Source organism: Desulfothermus naphthae (assembly GCF_054657475.1).
Window position 1 is genome coordinate 193,412 of sequence record NZ_BAAHYQ010000003.1, and the last position, 16,122, is coordinate 209,533.

Consider the following 16,122-nt stretch of genomic DNA (forward strand, 5'->3'; position numbering starts at 1 on the left):
TTATTTTTTGTGCAACCTTGTGATTAGTTTTTGATATTCTTCAGTATATTCTGGAACATCTTTTTCAACAAAAATGCCTCTAGGGATAAAATCTGGATTTTTCTCTAATTTTTTAGATCCTAACTGGGCTGTATTATCCCTGAAATATTTAAGCATATCCACTGGAGAGCCCATCTTATTTTTCCGTCCAAAGTAAGTGGGACACTGGGACAAAATCTCTACAACAGAAAAACCTCTATGTGATATGGCCTTTTTCAAATATTCTTTAATTTCATTAAAATGAAAAGTAGTTGTCCTGGCAACAAAACTAGCGCCAGCGGATAATGACAATTTGATGGTATCAAAGGCAGGATCTAAATTTGAAAATGGCGCACTAGTGGCCACTATATTTCTTCCTGAAAGAGGAGAAAACTGACCACCTGTCATACCATATATCCTGTTGTTCATTACTATTGCTGTTAGATCTATATTCCTTCTACAGGCATGGATAAAATGATTTCCGCCAATTGCAAGTGCATCTCCATCACCCATAGGGACAATAACATGTAACGATGGTCGGGCCATCTTTACTCCAGTTGCAAAGGCAATAGCCCTACCATGGAGGGTATGTAGAGAGTGAAAATTCACATAGCCAGAAATTCTTGATGAACACCCTATTCCAGACACCATAACAATTTCATTTTTAGGTATGCCAAGTTCAGCAACTGCTCTAAGTAAATTATTGAGAACTATACCATGCCCACATCCGGGACACCATAAGTGGGGAAAAAACCTCTTTCTAATATAATCTTTTACTGAGTAGCTCACTATACCCCCCTCCCTCGAATAAGTCTTGTAATGTTTTTTATATCAGTTGGTGTGATAAATTCTCCATCAACCCTATTTACAAGATACACTCTTTCTGGATGATCCACACTTTTTTTCACCTCATGAACAATCTGCCCCATATTAATCTCCACTACAAAGACAAAATCTGCATCTTTACACTTTTCCTTGACAACAAAGGCTGGAAATGGCCATAAGGTCTGAAGTTCAAAAAGTCCCCATTTTTGCCCTTTTCTTCTCATGGATCTTACTACATGAAGAGCTGTCCTTGCCGAGGATCCATAAGAGACCAATATAATATCGGCATCCTCTAAAAAATATTCCTTATATCTTGCTATTTCACTTACATTTGATTCTATTTTATCGACTATGTGATGCAAAAGTCCGTGGACAACTTTGGGATCGGTTGTGGGAAATCCCCACATATCATGAAATAGTCCTGTCACATTATATCTGTGTTTTCCTCCAAAGTCTGACATAGGTAACCGACCATCTTCTCTTGGCAAATAGGGATGATAATCAACTCCTTCGGGAAGAGAAGTCCTAAGGCGCTCAATCACTGGAATTTCCCCCTTTTCTGGAATAATTATTTTTTCCCTTAAGTGTGCAACAATCTCATCAAATAATAAAATTACAGGGGTCCTATAGGTCTCTGAAAAATTAAATGCCTCAACCGTGATTTTGAAGAGGTCTTGATGATTGGAGGCTGTAAGTACAATTATTGAATGGTCTCCATGTCGCCCCCATCTTGCTTGATACACATCTTGCTGGCCTCCTTGAGTTGGAAGACCAGTTGATGGGCCAAACCTTTGGACATCCACTATCACACATGGGATTTCAGCCATTATGGCAAATCCAAGACCTTCCTGCATTAGAGAAAAACCAGGGCCACTAGTTGCTGTCATTGACTTTTTTCCGGTCAAAGATGCCCCCACTATAGCACATATAGAGGCAATTTCATCCTCCATTTGCAAAAAACTTCCGCCTCTTAGGGGAAGTTCTCTTGCCATGTATTCTAGGATTTCAGATGAAGGAGTAATGGGATAGCCGGCAAAAAATTCAACTCCAGCATAAAGTGCGGCCTCTGCACAAACCTCATTGCCTTGAATAAATTTAAGCTGTTGCTTCTTCATCTTCTTTCTCCACTAAAACTTCTATTGCCAAATCTGGACACCTATATTCACAGGTCCTACAGCCTATACAGTCCTCAGCCCTAGCTACTACAACTTTTTCTTCTCTATCTATTTCTAAAACCTTTTTTGGACAAAATTCGACACAAATTCCGCATCCCTTACACCAATTTCTGTTAATAACATGCTTTATTTTCATATGCTATCCTTGATGTTTAATCAAAATTACCATGGAAAAAAGCATTGTCTCCACCATAATATATATCATTAAAATGTTCTCTAACTGGCAACAAAAAATATTCATTATCCCCTGTTTTTTTTAAACAGGTATGGCCTACAGTATAAATATAACCAACTACATCGAATTTCTTCCTCTGCCTAATAGTTAGAGCATACAAATAAGGTTGAAGGTATTCTATTCTACCCATTAATTCTTTGAACTCTGTTGGATCTTTTATCTTGTTAAAACATCTACTTAAGATAATCTTTTCTTTTATTTGCTTTTTTAAAAATAAAATGGCTGGTGGATTATAGACTGGTTCTGCGTAATAGATGTTATACTTTGCAAAGTCTTTTTTAAGCATTGAAATATCAATTTTTATACCAAGGGTAGATGGGGAAATCATCGAATGAGTTCTAAGGCTACATCCTATTAAGACGATAAAAGGGATAAATATAAAAAGGAGTCGTTTAGTCATTGTAAAGGCCCTATAACAAAAAATATACCCATTATCATTAATCAATTGTTTTTTACTTAGCAATTAAAATTTAAAATTAATCCCTTTTCCATAATTTTTGTAAAAAAAACCCAGGGTAATTTCCCTGGGTTTTTGCATCCTAAATTAAAAATAAAAAAACAATTATTAATTCAACTTATTTACCTGGCTAGACAATCTAGAAATCCTTCTTGCTGCATTTTTCCAATGTATTACTCCTTTTGATGCAGCCTTATCCAATAAAGAAGTAGCATTCCTGAGTGCTGTTTGAGCCCTTTCCTTATCTCTTGCTTCTATTGCCAGTCGAACATTTTTAATGGCTTTTTTCACCCTGCTTTTCATCGCCCTATTTCTTGCCCTTCTTTTCAGTGATTGTCTGTGTCTTTTTAGTGCTTGTTTTGTATTAGCCAAAGCAAAAACCTCCTTTTATTTCCATTTTTAAAATTGACAAAATTTCTATTTTAATTTTTCCCTCCTGTCAAGATTAAAAACTCTAACTCGGCAATTCAATGTCTAAAACAGATAAAAAATTGGTCGAAAAGAAAAAATTGAAGGTAAATTATTTGCAGATGGGTATACATAAGTGTACAATACACTAATTGATATGTTGAGATTTATTAGATTTTATTAATCTTTAATAAAATCACTTGCGAGTAAATATAGTAACCGAGGTTGTCCTGCCAAATTTAGTAAATTGATGGTTGGACTTTTAAAGGTTGTTATTCTTAAAGAGTCCTAAAAAACTACACTCTATCAAAAATCAAAGATTTGATCACTATTTAAAAGCAAAATCTGTTGTGTGTCAGAGTAATAATATTTCTACTACAGAATCTTCAACAATCCCTTCGCTCATATATGGTACTCTTACAAGGCCCTTTGCCTGAATCAGACTTTTGATAATACCTGATTTAGAAAAAATTGGCTGGGCCAACAACTCTCCTTTTCTTTTTATTAGCTTCACCCTGATATAATCTTCTCTACCTTTTTTAGATGGTATGTTGTGGGTTAATCTGGCCCTTGTCTTTGGAAAATAATTCTCAGAGAGATAGTCTTTCTCATTGGACAAAAAACGAATTAAAGGTGCAACTAAGATTTGCATAACTATCTGGGCAGAGGTCACTTGCCCTGGCAGGCCAACAACTGGAGTTTTGTCTATTGAAGCAAGAAGAGTTGGTTTTCCCGGCGATATAGCCACTCCATGACATAGTATCTCGCTGTTTTTAAAAGAAGTAATTGCCTGTTCTGTTAAATCTTTTACCCCAATAGAGCTCCCACCCGATATAAGTACCAGATGACAATTAGATAAGGCCTTTGAAATTGCTGAGATCAAAGCATCTCTATCATCTGGTATAATACCAAAAAATACAGGTTTTGCGTGATTTGTTTTTACAATGGATGAGATAACATAGGAATTTACATCCCTTATTTGACCTGGCAATAATTTTTTTGTATCAGGAGAAACCAATTCATTTCCCGTAGAAATAACCCCAACCCTTATAAAATCAAATACCCTACATTTGGTTACGCCAAATTCCATGAAAATCCCTATTTCCTGTGGTCTTATCCTTACTCCCTTTGTCACCAAAATATCATTTTTCTTAAAATCTTCACCTGTAAGGATCACGTTCTCAAAAGGAGATACACTCTTGCGAACCTCTATCTCATCTGGAGCCACTTCTTCTGTATATTCTACCATAACAACTGCATTGGCGCCACCTGGCATAGGTGCACCAGTCACGATTTTAGCACACTCACCGCTTTTTATGGAAAAATCTGGGATTTTGTCTATCTGAACATCGCCAATTACTTTTAAATATACAGGATTTGACTCAGAGGCCCCATAGGTATTCTCACTTAAAACTGCAAAACCATCCATACATGCCCTATCAAAAGGGGGAAAATCCTCGGGTGCTACAACATCCTCTGAAACTACCCTGTTGAGACTCTTTGCAGAATCAACTTCAATTTGAGTTTCAATGGGAGAAAAATTGTAAAATAAATCATAGAATTCTGAGACCTTGACAACTTTAAAAAACATGGCCCTATTTTGTTTTAATTTGTATGTTAATTTCGCCTTTGTGATACCCTTTTAAGTTTGATAAAAGACCTTCTATTGTTGATTTGACAATATTTTGCACAAAGGGATTTAAATTAAGGGGCACTCCATCCACTTCAACCTTTACTTCAGGAGTGTTCATGCTCATACATGATTGAACACTTTCTTGGTTTTTTAAGATTTTAATACCCATTTCTCTGCATGAATTATATCCACAGGCACCACAATCTATACCTGGCAAGAGAAATCCTTTGTTTAAAATCCATTCTAATAAATCTTCTTCTTTATCACTAAAATTTATTTTATCATCTTTGAATTTTAAATCCTTATTTCTGAGGTAAACTCCAATAGTCAATTCATCTGTGAGTTCAATATCCTTTTCATGGTTTGCCACGACAATTCTGGGCAAAAAGTCTATTTCTCCTCTTCCACCTTCAATCAAGATTATGTCCACATCCAGATAAGTGAGCACATCTAAAAAGCTCTTTTTTTTATTGAAAAATATTTGAGATGAGGAAGGTGAGATCCCGACTACCACATCTGCTTCATGTGATAATTTCTCAGTATCTGAATCCCTTTTATCAAGAGAGTGATGTGAATATTTTATACATCCTACTCTGAGTCCTCTGGATTTAAACATTGAGCACAAATTAACCATTAAATGGGTCTTTCCAGAATTTTTATAACCAATGATTTGAAGGGCCTTTTTATTAATCATACTTATTCCTCTAATTTTTTCCAGAAATTACATTTTTTATTTGGACAGGACAAAAACTTTCCCCTTTTTTTGCTCTGTTTTATTTCCAATATCTTAAAACCGCATTCAGGACAAATCTCATCATAAGGTGGATTCCATATGGCAAATTTACATTTGGGATATCTATTACAAGAATAAAACACCTTACCCCTTTTTGATGTCCTCTCAACTATTTCACCATCACACCCTTCAATAGGACACTTTATATGAGTAGAAAATGGTTCTGTATATTTACACTTAGGGTAATTTTTGCACGCAATAAATCTAGCTCCAGCCCTTGAAAATTTAACTACTAAATCCCCACCACATTTTGGACACTTGCCTACAACTTCAAGTTCACTTGGCTCTGTATCTACAATCTGTATATTTCCATTTTCATCCCTTCTAAAATTCTTAGTATTTTTGCACTCAGGATATGAACTACAGGCAAGAAATTCCCCATTTTTCCCAAATTTTATCACCATGGGAGATCCGCACTTATCACAAATAATATCAGTGGACTTACCTGTTTTTATCTCTTCCATTTCTTTTAGTGCCTTATCTAAAGCAGGGTAGAGATATTTGGCAAAATCCTTTAATAGAGAAATCCAGCTCAATTTTCCTTCTGCCACTTTATCTAAATTTAGCTCCATTTCTGCAGTAAATCCAGAGTCCATTAATTTAGGAAAGTGCTTAACCAGAAGGTCACTAACTACAGACCCAAGCTCTGTTGGCACAAAATATCTTTCTTCCATTTTGACATATTCCCGTTCTTTTAAGGTAGATACTACCTGGGCATAGGTAGATGGTCTTCCTATCCCATTTTCTTCCATTTTTTTGACCAGGGAGGCTTCAGTATAACGGGGTGGGGGAGAGGTGAATTTCTGTTCTTTTTCTATTTTTTGAAGAGGCAAAATTTCTCCTTTTTCTACTTCTGGTAAAATAAGCTCTTTTTTCATTCCATAGGAATACACCTTTAAGAATCCATCAAAAACTATTCTCTCGCCCTTTGCCCTCCACAGGGTATTTTGCGCCTTTATTGAGATCTCTGTATCCAATATCCTTGCACTTGCCATTTGAGAGGCAACAAATCTTTCCCATATCAGTTTATACACCATGTAATGGTCCTTAGATACACTATTTTTTATCATTTCAGGGGTAATAGTAACATCTACTGGTCTAATAGCCTCATGGGCATCCTGCGATGAGGACTTTGTCTTGTAATTTCTTATCCTTGGAGGTAAATATTCTTTACCAAAATTTTTTCCTATCCAATCCTTTGCCTGAAGTTGAGCCTCCTTTGCCACTCTGACTGAATCGGTTCTCATATAGGTGATAAGTGCCCTAACGCCAAGCTCTCCCAAATCCATCCCCTCATATAGGTGTTGGGCAATATTCATGACCTTTTTTGTTGAATAACCAAGCCGTGTATTACATTCCTGTTGCAAAGTTGAAGTAATAAATGGTGGCTTTGGAGACCTTGACCTTTCCTTTTCCTTTACTTCTACTACCTCAAACTTACTGGTTTTAAGTAATTTTTCTAACTCTAATGCCTTTTTTTCATTAGGAACATTGGCCTTTTTATTGTCTATTTTCCAGAGTTCAGCAACAAGAATATCGTGTTTTTTGGTCTTGAGATGGACTTTAAAAACCCAGTATTCCTTGGGTACAAAGGCCTGTCTTTCCTTTTCTCTGTCAACAATTAATCTAAGTGCAACTGATTGCACCCTACCTGCTGATATACCCCTTTTTACCTTTTTCCATAGTATTGGAGATATCTTATAACCAACCAATCTATCTAAAATCCTCCTGGCCTGCTGGGAATTAAATAGATCTTCATCTAGGTCCCTTAAGTTGTTTAAAGCACCTTTAATTGCACTTGCAGTTATTTCATTGAACTGCATTCGCTTAAAATTAGGGTTTACATCCTTAATTAATTCAGCAACATGCCATGCAATTGCTTCGCCTTCCCTATCTGGGTCTGGTGCCAATAATACATAGTTGGCTTTTTTTGCACTTTGTTGTAACTTCTTAACCAACGGTTCTTTTCCAGGGAGGATCACATATGTTGGCTTAAAATTATTTTTTTCATCCACCCCTAAAACATTGGTGGGGAGATCCCTTATGTGACCAAGGGTAGCCTCAACAAGGTATTTATTGCCTAAAATCTTTTTAATTGTTTTGACCTTGGCAGGTGATTCAACAATGATTAAATCTTTTTTCATAATAGTGAACGCTATACATGGAGTCAAAATTTTGCGCAAGTAAAATTTTTTTAACAAAGAATACAATTTTAATTTTAAGGAGAAATAAACAATGAATGAAAAGAGGGAACAAAAGGAATTTAGATGTGGTATTGTTGCACTTATAGGGCCTCCCAATGCTGGGAAATCCACTCTTCTAAATTCTTATTTAGGTCAAAAAGTTTCTATAGTAACGCCAAAACCACAGACCACAAGAAACAGAATAAATGGAATACTTCAAAGAGAGGATTGTCAGATTATTTTTTTAGATACGCCAGGTATTCATAAATCTAACCAGACCTTAAATAGATTTTTAGTTGAAACCGCATGGCAGGCAATAAATGGAACAGATGTGGTGCTTCTTATGATAGATGGTGCCAGATATGTTGACAAATTATCTCTATTAGAAAAGGAAATTACTCCTCTGATAGGTCCTCTTAAAAATCAACTTGATAAAACAATAATTGCAATTAATAAAATAGACAAAATTAAAAACAAAAACAAATTTTTGCCAATAATAGATTTTATGTCAAAACACTTTGAAGGGGTAGAGATATTTCTAATTTCTGCCCTAACAGGAGAAGGTTCTTTTGAACTTTTAGAAGAGATAAAAAAGCGTTTACCTGTTGGTCCTCCACTTTTTCCAGAAGACCAGATATCATCAGTGCCTTTAAGATTTATGGCAGCTGAGATTATAAGGGAAAAGTTGTTTTTAAAGCTCGAAAAAGAACTTCCCTATTCTGTGGCAGTGGAAATTGAGCATTGGGAAGAGGATGAAGAAAAAAATTTAATTAAAATCCATGCAGTAATTTATGTGGCAAAAAAGAATCATAAACAGATTGTCATAGGCCACAGAGGAAGTATGCTTAAGGAAATAGGTACCCTTGCAAGGAAGGAATTAGAAGCTATATTGGACTCTAAAGTGTATCTCCAACTCTGGGTAAAGGTAAGAGAAAGATGGAATGAAGATGAAAGATTTATAACATATCTTTATTCAGAGGAGTTTTAAAGTGACTAAGGAAAAATTGGCAGAAAATTTAAAAAGGGTTAGGGAAGAGGTGGAGATAGCTGCTAAAAAGGCTGGAACAAGGGCAGAAGATATTAAAATAGTAGCGGTTTCAAAAGTCCAGCCTGTTCAATACATAAAGTGGGCAGTGGAACTTGGACAACTTGATTTTGGCGAAAATTATATCCAAGAGGCCCTTGAAAAAATAGAGGAATTAAATAATCCTGATGTGAGATTCCATTTTATTGGAAGGTGTCAATCCAATAAAGCAAAGTATATCCCTGGAAGATTTGTTATGGTGCATTCAGTAGATTCTTTAAAATTCGCTAAAGAACTTGATAAAAGATGTCAAAAAAAAGACATAATGCAGGATATCCTTGTTCAGATAAATGTTGCTGAAGAGGAAACAAAAGGTGGAATCTTAATACAAGAGGCTGAAATTTTTATAACTGAACTATTAAATAATACAAAAAAATTAAATATTTTAGGTCTTACGTGTATACCGCCTTATTTTGAAAATCCTGAAAAAGTAAGACTCTATTTTAATAAACTGAGAAAACTAAAGGAAGAGCTTGAACAAAAATTGGATATAAAACTTCCCCATCTGTCAATGGGTATGAGTTCTGATTTTAAAGAGGCAATACTAGAAGGAGCTACAATAGTTCGTATTGGGACTAATATATTTGGACAAAGGAAATATTAAGAGGGGTTTAGATGGATCTAGCAACAGTTCTTGGAATTGTAATTGCATTTGGTCTTGTTATAGCATCATTAGTTATGGGTGGCAGTCCAGGGTCCTTTATTAATTTTCCCTCTGCTTTAATTGTTTTTGGAGGGACTATTGGCGCTACCCTTGTAAATTATCCTCTAAAAAACGTGATAGGTGTTATTGGTATTATTAAAAATACTTTTTTATACAAAGCAGAATCACCTTCAGCAATGATTGAGAGATTTTTAGAATATGCTCAAAAGGCAAGAAAAGAAGGAATTTTAGCCTTAGAGCCAATTTTAAAGGAAATAGATGATGATTATTTGAGAAAGGGGTTGCAACTCACAGTGGATGGAATGGAACCTGATGTGATCAGGGAAGTCCTGGAAACAGAGATAGCTTACCTTGATGAGAGGCACGAATTAGGGGCAGAAGTTGTGTCTACCATGGGTTCCTTTTCTCCAGCCATGGGCATGATAGGCACAGTTATAGGACTTATACAGATGCTTCAAACCATGAATGATCCAAGTACCATTGGTCCAGCCATGGCTGTAGCATTAATTACTACATTTTACGGGGCTATTTTAGCCAATTTAATATTTAATCCCATGGCAGGAAAACTTCGCGCCAGGCATAAAGAAGAAGTGCTTTTAAGAGAACTTATCTTAGAAGGGATTATATCTATATCAAAGGGCGAAAATCCAAGGATAATAGAAGAGAAATTAAATAGCTTTATTCCGCCAAAAGAAAGAAAAACCCAGGGATAAATATGGCCAAAAAAAAGAAAAAATCAAATGGCGGCGGTGGCGGTGAAGAAACCCCGCAATGGCTGGTAACTTTTTCTGATGTTATGACCTTGCTTCTTACCTTTTTTGTTCTCTTACTTAGCATGGCTTCTTTGCAGGATATAAAAAAAAAGCATCTAGCTATTGGTTCTTTGAGTAGTTCCTTTGGTGTTGGTAGAGAAAATATGAGCATTATTGGCAAAAATAGGGCTAAAGATATTAATCTGTTAGAGCCAGGAGTAATGGAAACAGAGGACTTAGAACCACTTAAAAACCTCATATGGGAAGATTTTTCAGAAGATCTAGATTTTAGAGAAAATAAATTTATCCAGATATTCTCAGTAAATGCAGAACTACTATTTAAAAAAGGTACAGCAGACTTAACCTCAGAGGGTGAAATTATATTACAAAAAATTGCACCAGTTTTAAAAACAGTAAAATATCCAGTTCTTGTAGCCGGGCACACATCTCTGTATGAAGTTGAACAAGAAACTCCCCAAACCAATAGTAAAAAATTGGCAGTAGATCCATCGTGGATTTTATCTATTAAAAGATGTATAAATGTATATAATTATCTAATTCAATCTGGTGTGCCTAAAGACAAATTAATAATTGAAGCCTATGGTAAATATCATCCCTTATATTCAAATGAGACTGCATTGGGCAGGAAAAAAAATAGACGAGTAGATTTTATTTTAGATAAAAGGTCTTATATTTTACACAATCCAAATAAAATGAGAGAATTTAAACAACTAAAAGAACTAAAAAAAGTAAAAGAGGTCTTAAAATATAAAGGTTTTGAATTTAATTTAAATAAACCCTAAGTATTTTATATTTTTTTAATAAATTATAGCAATAGAGGAGTAATTTTTATGCACATAAAGATAATAGCTACTATAGGTCCTAGTTCTTCTTCAAAAGAAGTATTAAGAGAAATGGTTTTAAGAGGAGTGAGCATATTTAGACTAAACTTTTCCCACGGTACACCAAAGGAATTTATGCCGATAATTGAAAAAATAAGGGAACTTGAAACAGAATTAAAGACCCCATTAACTATAATGGGGGATTTAAGTGGGCCAAAGATAAGAATAGGGGAGATAAAAAATTCTCCTCTATATCTTGGAAAGGGATATAAGGCAATTTTGGGCCTAGAATCTTTGAGAGCAAAATATGAAGACAGGGAAATTCCATTTTTAGGCGTAAAAATCAAAGAAGCTATTGAAGGATTAAAGGTTGGGATGAAGGCAATTTTGAGTGATGGAATTCCGGTTTTTAGAGTAGAAGAAGTCTTAGAACCAGATAGGGTCTATTTGTTAGAGGTGGAATCAGGAGGTAGTGTTTCTTCAAATAAAGGAATTAATTTCCCTGGTAAACACATATCCTTGCCTGCACTTACAGAAACAGACAAAAAGAATCTCCATGAGGCAATTGAACTTAATATAGATGCATTTGCATTATCTTTTGTTCAAAATAAACAAGATATCATTGATATAAAGAATGAGATAGATAAATATAATAAATTCATTCCAGTGATTGCAAAGTTAGAACGTGCCAATGGTGTTGAAAATTTGTTTGAGATACTTGACGTTGCAGATGGGGTAATGGTGGCCAGAGGAGACCTTGGACTTGAATGTCCTTTATCTTCTTTACCTATTATCCAGAAAAGGATAATTAATGCCTGTAACAAACAACATAAACCTGCAATAGTTGCCACTCAAATGCTACTTTCTATGGTGCATAATCCTTTGCCCACAAGGGCTGAAACAACAGATGTGGCAAATGCAATCATGGATGGAGCAGATTGTCTCATGTTATCCGATGAAACAGCTATAGGAAATTATCCTATTGAGGTCATAAATATTATTAAAGAGATTGGAGAAAATACAGAAAATTATATTTTTGAGCAACAAAAAGAACCATTAAAGCCTCATCATGAAACAGATCCTGGCTCCTATTTGGCTTATTCTGCATGTTTGCTGGCAAATTATACCAATGCAAAAGGTATAGCCTGTCATTCTACTTCAGGTAAAACAGCAAGACTCATTTCAAGTTGCAGGCCTAAACAGAAAATTTTTGCTCTTACCCCCCATATTGAAGTAATGAAATATCTAAATTTTATGAAAGGAGTTATTCCTATACGTTCTGATCCTAAGATTCCAAACCATTTAGATAGAGTTGAGAGTTTTGTCCAAAACTCTGAGTTGTTTAAACCAGGAGATAGAATCATAATAACATCTGGTCAACCAACGCCAGGACAATTAGAGAAACATACAAACCAGATAAAAATATATTTTAAGTAAACCAAGAGGAAAAGGGTGTATATAAGCGTAAATAAGCTTTTTTACTATGGAGATAGAGATGAAAGGAGTTCATGAATTATACGACAAAGAACATAATTTTCTAGGAGTTTTTGTGGAACCTGATGTATGGATTAAGATAAAAGAAGACTTAAAAAAAATATTACAAAAACATGGTTTGATTAGCAAAGAGCTTCAAATAGTGGAACCATTGGAAGATTGGGAACTTTTTAAAAAATGTTGGGATTTTAAATACCCATATGATTTTAGTGTAGAATGTAAAAATTGCGGTAATTATACTGAAAATTGGGAAATAGATGTGCCAAAAAAATTTTTTTTAACCGCTGCCAATGTGAGTGGGCTGGTTAGTTTTAGGTGTGGAATATGTGGAGCCAAAGTTGTTAAAAAACACTTTAAAGATAAAATTGTAATTGAATGTATTCCCAAAAAAGAGTAGTTATGCCAAAATTGGATCCTGCAAAAAAGTTAAAGGAACTTTATTTTTTAGATTAGTCCCTTTTGTTGAAGCTTTTTCATCCCTTACTCAATTCCTAATTTTACTTTCAAAAGGTGTCCAAATTTTTTGGGATAAATATATAGGTTTATAGCAAATTTGGCTTTATTTTTTTATTTGTATTTATTTTTTAGAGGAGTTATAATAAATCAGAATGTAAAAAAATACAAGGAGTTCCTTGTGAAGAGATTACCCATAGGGATACAGAGCTTTAGTGAGATAATAGAAGAGGGATATGTGTATGTTGATAAAACATATTTTGCCCACAAACTAATAAGGGGTGGAAAATATTATTTTCTTTCCCGTCCCCGTAGGTTTGGTAAGAGTTTGTTTTTGGATACCATAGCAGAGATATTTTTAGGTAATAAGGAGTTATTTAAGGGGCTTTATATTTATAACAAATATGATTTTGCTCCCCATCCTGTGATAAGGATAAGTTTTGGGAGTGGAGATTTTGCAGAAGAGGAGACAATATATAATCCTTATTGTAACTTCTTAAATCAAAGTGGAGGTGTTTCATGGCTATTAGATTTATAGATCAAATAGATATAAAAGGGAAAAGGGTTTTGGGGCGATTTGATTTTAATGTACCCCTAAAGCAGGGAGAAATTCAGGACGATTCCCGGATTAAGGCAGCACTGGATACTATAAAATATATTTTAGACACTGGTGGAAGACTTATTGCCTGCTCACACCTTGGGAAACCAAAGGGGAAAAGGGTTGATGAATTGTCTTTAAAGCCAGTTGCCCGCCGCCTAAAAGAACTTTTAGGCAAAGATGTCAAAATGGCTGATGATTGTATAGGGGATCAAGTGCTCTCTATGTCAAATGAATTAAAGGAGGGTGAAATCCTTTTGCTTGAAAATTTAAGATATTACAAAGGAGAGACAGAAAATGATCCTGAGTTTAGTAAGGAACTAGCCAAGCTGGCAGATGTTTATGTGAATGACGCCTTTGGAGTTGTACACAGAAAACATGCATCAGTAGTAGGCATTTGCGACTATGTAGAGGTTGTGTGTGGCGGCTTTTTAATTAAAAAAGAAGTTGAGTATTTGAATAATTATCTTGCAAAACCAGAACATCCCTTTGTACTTATTGCTGGAGGAGCTAAAGTATCCAGTAAATTAGGGCTGTTAAATAACCTCTTGGATAAGGTAGATACAATTTTAATAGGTGGAGCAATGGCAAATACATTTAGAAAGGCCCAGGGCTATCCAATTGGCAGTTCTATTTATGAAAAAGATTTGTTAGATGATGCCCTGAAAATAATAAATAAGGCAAAGGATAAAGGAGTGGCCTTTTATCTTCCTGTTGACTATGTCATGGGTAAAGATATAAATGATCAAGTTCCATTAGGAGTATTTCCCTATCAAAATGTGGATCCAGATGGGAAGATCTTTGATACTGGACCAGCAACTCACACCTTATATTCAGAGGTATTAAAGGACGCCAGGACAGTTGTATGGAACGGTCCAATGGGGGCGTTTGAAAACCCTACATTTTCTCAAGGCTCCTTTGGCATAGCCCAGAGTGTTGCTGCTGTATCAGGGACTACTATTGTTGGTGGGGGTGATACAGATAATCTCATTCATAAGTGTAAACTTCAAGATAAAATAACTTTTATCTCAACAGGTGGAGGATCTTTTTTGGAATTTTTAGAGGGTAAACAACTACCAGGTCTAAAGGCTCTTGGATTATACGATTAAAATAAGGAGAAATCTCTATGAAAAAATTAATGGCTGCTAATTGGAAGATGTATAAGACACAGGATGAAGCCAAAAACACAACAAAGAATCTTATTAATATTTTGGGAAAAGAGTTGGATGTGGATAGGGGTGTTTTGATATGTCCCCCCTATACATCATTAAAGGTTGTTGCAGAAGAGATAAAAGATATAAATTACATGTACTTAGGAGCACAAAATTTTTATCCGGCAAAAGAAGGCGCTTATACTGGTGAGATATCTCCTCAGATGTTATTGGATATTGGATGTTCATATGCACTTGTGGGTCATTCAGAAAGAAGACATATCTTTTTTGAAAGAGATGAGCTGTTAAAAGAAAAAGTAAAATACGGCCTTGAGGTGGGGTTAAACATAATATTTTGTATTGGGGAAAAAATAGAACAGAGAAAGGCAGGACAAGTGGGAGAGGTGTTAAAATCCCAGCTAAGTATATTAAAAGATTTAAATAAGATACCAGCTATAGAAAATCATCTTGTAATTGCCTATGAGCCAGTGTGGGCCATTGGTACTGGGGAAGTTGCAGGAGAAAAGGAAATCTTTGAGGCACATAAAATTGTGAGAGATGAGCTAAAAAATATTTATGGAGAAGTTGGGAACTCCATCAGGATTTTGTACGGTGGGAGTGTAAAGCCAGATAATGCATCAGATATAATTAGTATTGACAACGTGGATGGGGTCTTGGTAGGAGGAGCTAGTTTAAATGCTGATAGTTTTAGCAAAATAGTTACAGCTTAAAAGGCTATAAGGAGGATAAAGTTGGAGACTCTACTACTTACAATTCATTTTATTGCTTGTATTTTTCTGATTATTTTGATTTTACTTCAAAGGGGCGAAGAGGGAATGGGAGTTATATTTGGAGGCCCTAGCTCATCTTCCTTTTTTGGAAGTACAGGTGCTGGTGGTTTTTTGGTTAAAATGACCGTGATCTTTGCCATAGTGTTTTTTTGTACATCCATGGGATTTACAATTTATGACTCTTCTAAAAAGGTACAGACTCAGCATTCTGTTATTTTGGAAAAGCCCGTAAAGGTAAATAAAACTCCTGTAGCCCCAGAAAAAGATAAAAACAATACAAAAAAATAAAAAGAAAATTCTAGACAACTGAAAAAAAATTTTATATAGCTATATTGTTATTGATGCCGAGGTGGTGGAACTGGTAGACACGCTATCTTGAGGGGGTAGTGGGCATTTGCCCGTGAGGGTTCGAATCCCTCCCTCGGCATGAAGGACGGGCACTTTAAGTGCCTGTTTTTTTTATTGAAAAAATACCAACATAATTGCCGCTGCTACATAACTCACTATAAATGTCAAATAACTCTTTTTTATCCTTAAGGACAAAATCCCACCTATAAAAGATACAG

General features: G+C 35.2%; 18 protein-coding genes and 1 tRNA gene. 11 read left to right on the forward strand and 8 right to left on the reverse strand.

The annotated features are described in order from the left end of the window. From ACYQ1E_RS12425 to topA, 8 genes are all read right to left on the reverse strand, one after another. On the reverse strand, positions 1 to 807 hold the full coding sequence (locus tag ACYQ1E_RS12425; RefSeq protein ID WP_459879879.1) for a 2-oxoacid:ferredoxin oxidoreductase subunit beta: 807 nt from the start codon (positions 805 to 807) through the stop codon (positions 1 to 3). Next, the gene (locus tag ACYQ1E_RS12430; RefSeq protein ID WP_459879881.1) at positions 807 to 1,958 is read right to left on the reverse strand and encodes a 2-oxoacid:acceptor oxidoreductase subunit alpha; all 1,152 of its coding nucleotides are present in this window, start codon (positions 1,956 to 1,958) and stop codon (positions 807 to 809) included. The genes ACYQ1E_RS12425 and ACYQ1E_RS12430 overlap by 1 nt, the downstream gene beginning before the upstream one ends. After that, positions 1,939 to 2,154: a 4Fe-4S dicluster domain-containing protein gene (locus ACYQ1E_RS12435; protein ID WP_459879884.1), complete on the reverse strand. Its 216-nt coding sequence runs from the start codon at positions 2,152 to 2,154 to the stop codon at positions 1,939 to 1,941. The genes ACYQ1E_RS12430 and ACYQ1E_RS12435 overlap by 20 nt, the downstream gene beginning before the upstream one ends. Positions 2,155 to 2,170: 16 nt before the next feature. Beyond that, positions 2,171 to 2,581, reverse strand: coding sequence for a hypothetical protein (locus tag ACYQ1E_RS12440; RefSeq protein WP_459879887.1), 411 nt, complete (start codon positions 2,579 to 2,581; stop codon positions 2,171 to 2,173). Between the two features lie 237 nt (positions 2,582 to 2,818). Continuing rightward, positions 2,819 to 3,082 (reverse strand): 30S ribosomal protein S20, encoded by a 264-nt coding sequence (gene rpsT / locus ACYQ1E_RS12445; RefSeq protein WP_459879890.1) that lies wholly within the window; start codon positions 3,080 to 3,082, stop codon positions 2,819 to 2,821. A 391-nt stretch (positions 3,083 to 3,473) separates the two neighbouring features. After that, complete coding sequence (locus ACYQ1E_RS12450) at positions 3,474 to 4,709, reverse strand: molybdopterin molybdotransferase MoeA (RefSeq protein WP_459879893.1); 1,236 nt, start codon at positions 4,707 to 4,709, stop codon at positions 3,474 to 3,476. 4 nt (positions 4,710 to 4,713) lie between these two features. After that, positions 4,714 to 5,445, reverse strand: a complete 732-nt coding sequence (locus tag ACYQ1E_RS12455; RefSeq protein WP_459879896.1) for a molybdopterin-guanine dinucleotide biosynthesis protein MobB — start codon at positions 5,443 to 5,445, stop codon at positions 4,714 to 4,716. A 2-nt stretch (positions 5,446 to 5,447) separates the two neighbouring features. After that, the gene (gene topA / locus ACYQ1E_RS12460; protein ID WP_459879899.1) at positions 5,448 to 7,688 is read right to left on the reverse strand and encodes a type I DNA topoisomerase; all 2,241 of its coding nucleotides are present in this window, start codon (positions 7,686 to 7,688) and stop codon (positions 5,448 to 5,450) included. Positions 7,689 to 7,779: 91 nt separating this feature from the next. On the opposite strand from topA, the gene era reads away from it, so the two are divergent. The 11 genes from era to ACYQ1E_RS12515 all read left to right on the forward strand — a co-directional run bounded on the left by era (position 7,780) and on the right by ACYQ1E_RS12515 (position 15,983). After that, the gene (gene era / locus ACYQ1E_RS12465; RefSeq protein WP_459879902.1) at positions 7,780 to 8,715 is read left to right on the forward strand and encodes a GTPase Era; all 936 of its coding nucleotides are present in this window, start codon (positions 7,780 to 7,782) and stop codon (positions 8,713 to 8,715) included. A 1-nt stretch (position 8,716) separates the two neighbouring features. Continuing rightward, positions 8,717 to 9,415 (forward strand): YggS family pyridoxal phosphate-dependent enzyme, encoded by a 699-nt coding sequence (locus tag ACYQ1E_RS12470; RefSeq protein ID WP_459879905.1) that lies wholly within the window; start codon positions 8,717 to 8,719, stop codon positions 9,413 to 9,415. Between the two features lie 11 nt (positions 9,416 to 9,426). Then, a complete protein-coding gene (locus tag ACYQ1E_RS12475; protein WP_459879908.1) occupies positions 9,427 to 10,188 on the forward strand; it encodes a flagellar motor protein in 762 nt (253 codons plus the stop codon). 2 nt (positions 10,189 to 10,190) lie between these two features. Next, positions 10,191 to 11,030: an OmpA/MotB family protein gene (locus ACYQ1E_RS12480; protein WP_459879911.1), complete on the forward strand. Its 840-nt coding sequence runs from the start codon at positions 10,191 to 10,193 to the stop codon at positions 11,028 to 11,030. 48 nt (positions 11,031 to 11,078) lie between these two features. Next, positions 11,079 to 12,506, forward strand: a complete 1,428-nt coding sequence (gene pyk / locus ACYQ1E_RS12485; protein ID WP_459879913.1) for a pyruvate kinase — start codon at positions 11,079 to 11,081, stop codon at positions 12,504 to 12,506. A gap of 58 nt (positions 12,507 to 12,564) precedes the next feature. Next, positions 12,565 to 12,960, forward strand: coding sequence for a hypothetical protein (locus ACYQ1E_RS12490; RefSeq protein WP_459879916.1), 396 nt, complete (start codon positions 12,565 to 12,567; stop codon positions 12,958 to 12,960). Positions 12,961 to 13,197: 237 nt separating this feature from the next. Next, positions 13,198 to 13,554: an AAA family ATPase gene (locus ACYQ1E_RS12495; RefSeq protein WP_459879919.1), complete on the forward strand. Its 357-nt coding sequence runs from the start codon at positions 13,198 to 13,200 to the stop codon at positions 13,552 to 13,554. Then, on the forward strand, positions 13,536 to 14,723 hold the full coding sequence (locus ACYQ1E_RS12500) for a phosphoglycerate kinase (RefSeq protein ID WP_459879922.1): 1,188 nt from the start codon (positions 13,536 to 13,538) through the stop codon (positions 14,721 to 14,723). The genes ACYQ1E_RS12495 and ACYQ1E_RS12500 overlap by 19 nt, the downstream gene beginning before the upstream one ends. A gap of 17 nt (positions 14,724 to 14,740) precedes the next feature. Then, positions 14,741 to 15,496: a triose-phosphate isomerase gene (tpiA, locus tag ACYQ1E_RS12505; protein WP_459879925.1), complete on the forward strand. Its 756-nt coding sequence runs from the start codon at positions 14,741 to 14,743 to the stop codon at positions 15,494 to 15,496. A 21-nt stretch (positions 15,497 to 15,517) separates the two neighbouring features. Continuing rightward, complete coding sequence (gene secG / locus ACYQ1E_RS12510) at positions 15,518 to 15,844, forward strand: preprotein translocase subunit SecG (protein ID WP_459879928.1); 327 nt, start codon at positions 15,518 to 15,520, stop codon at positions 15,842 to 15,844. A gap of 55 nt (positions 15,845 to 15,899) precedes the next feature. After that, positions 15,900 to 15,983: transfer RNA gene (locus tag ACYQ1E_RS12515), tRNA-Leu, on the forward strand. Positions 15,984 to 16,122 lie beyond the last annotated feature (139 nt).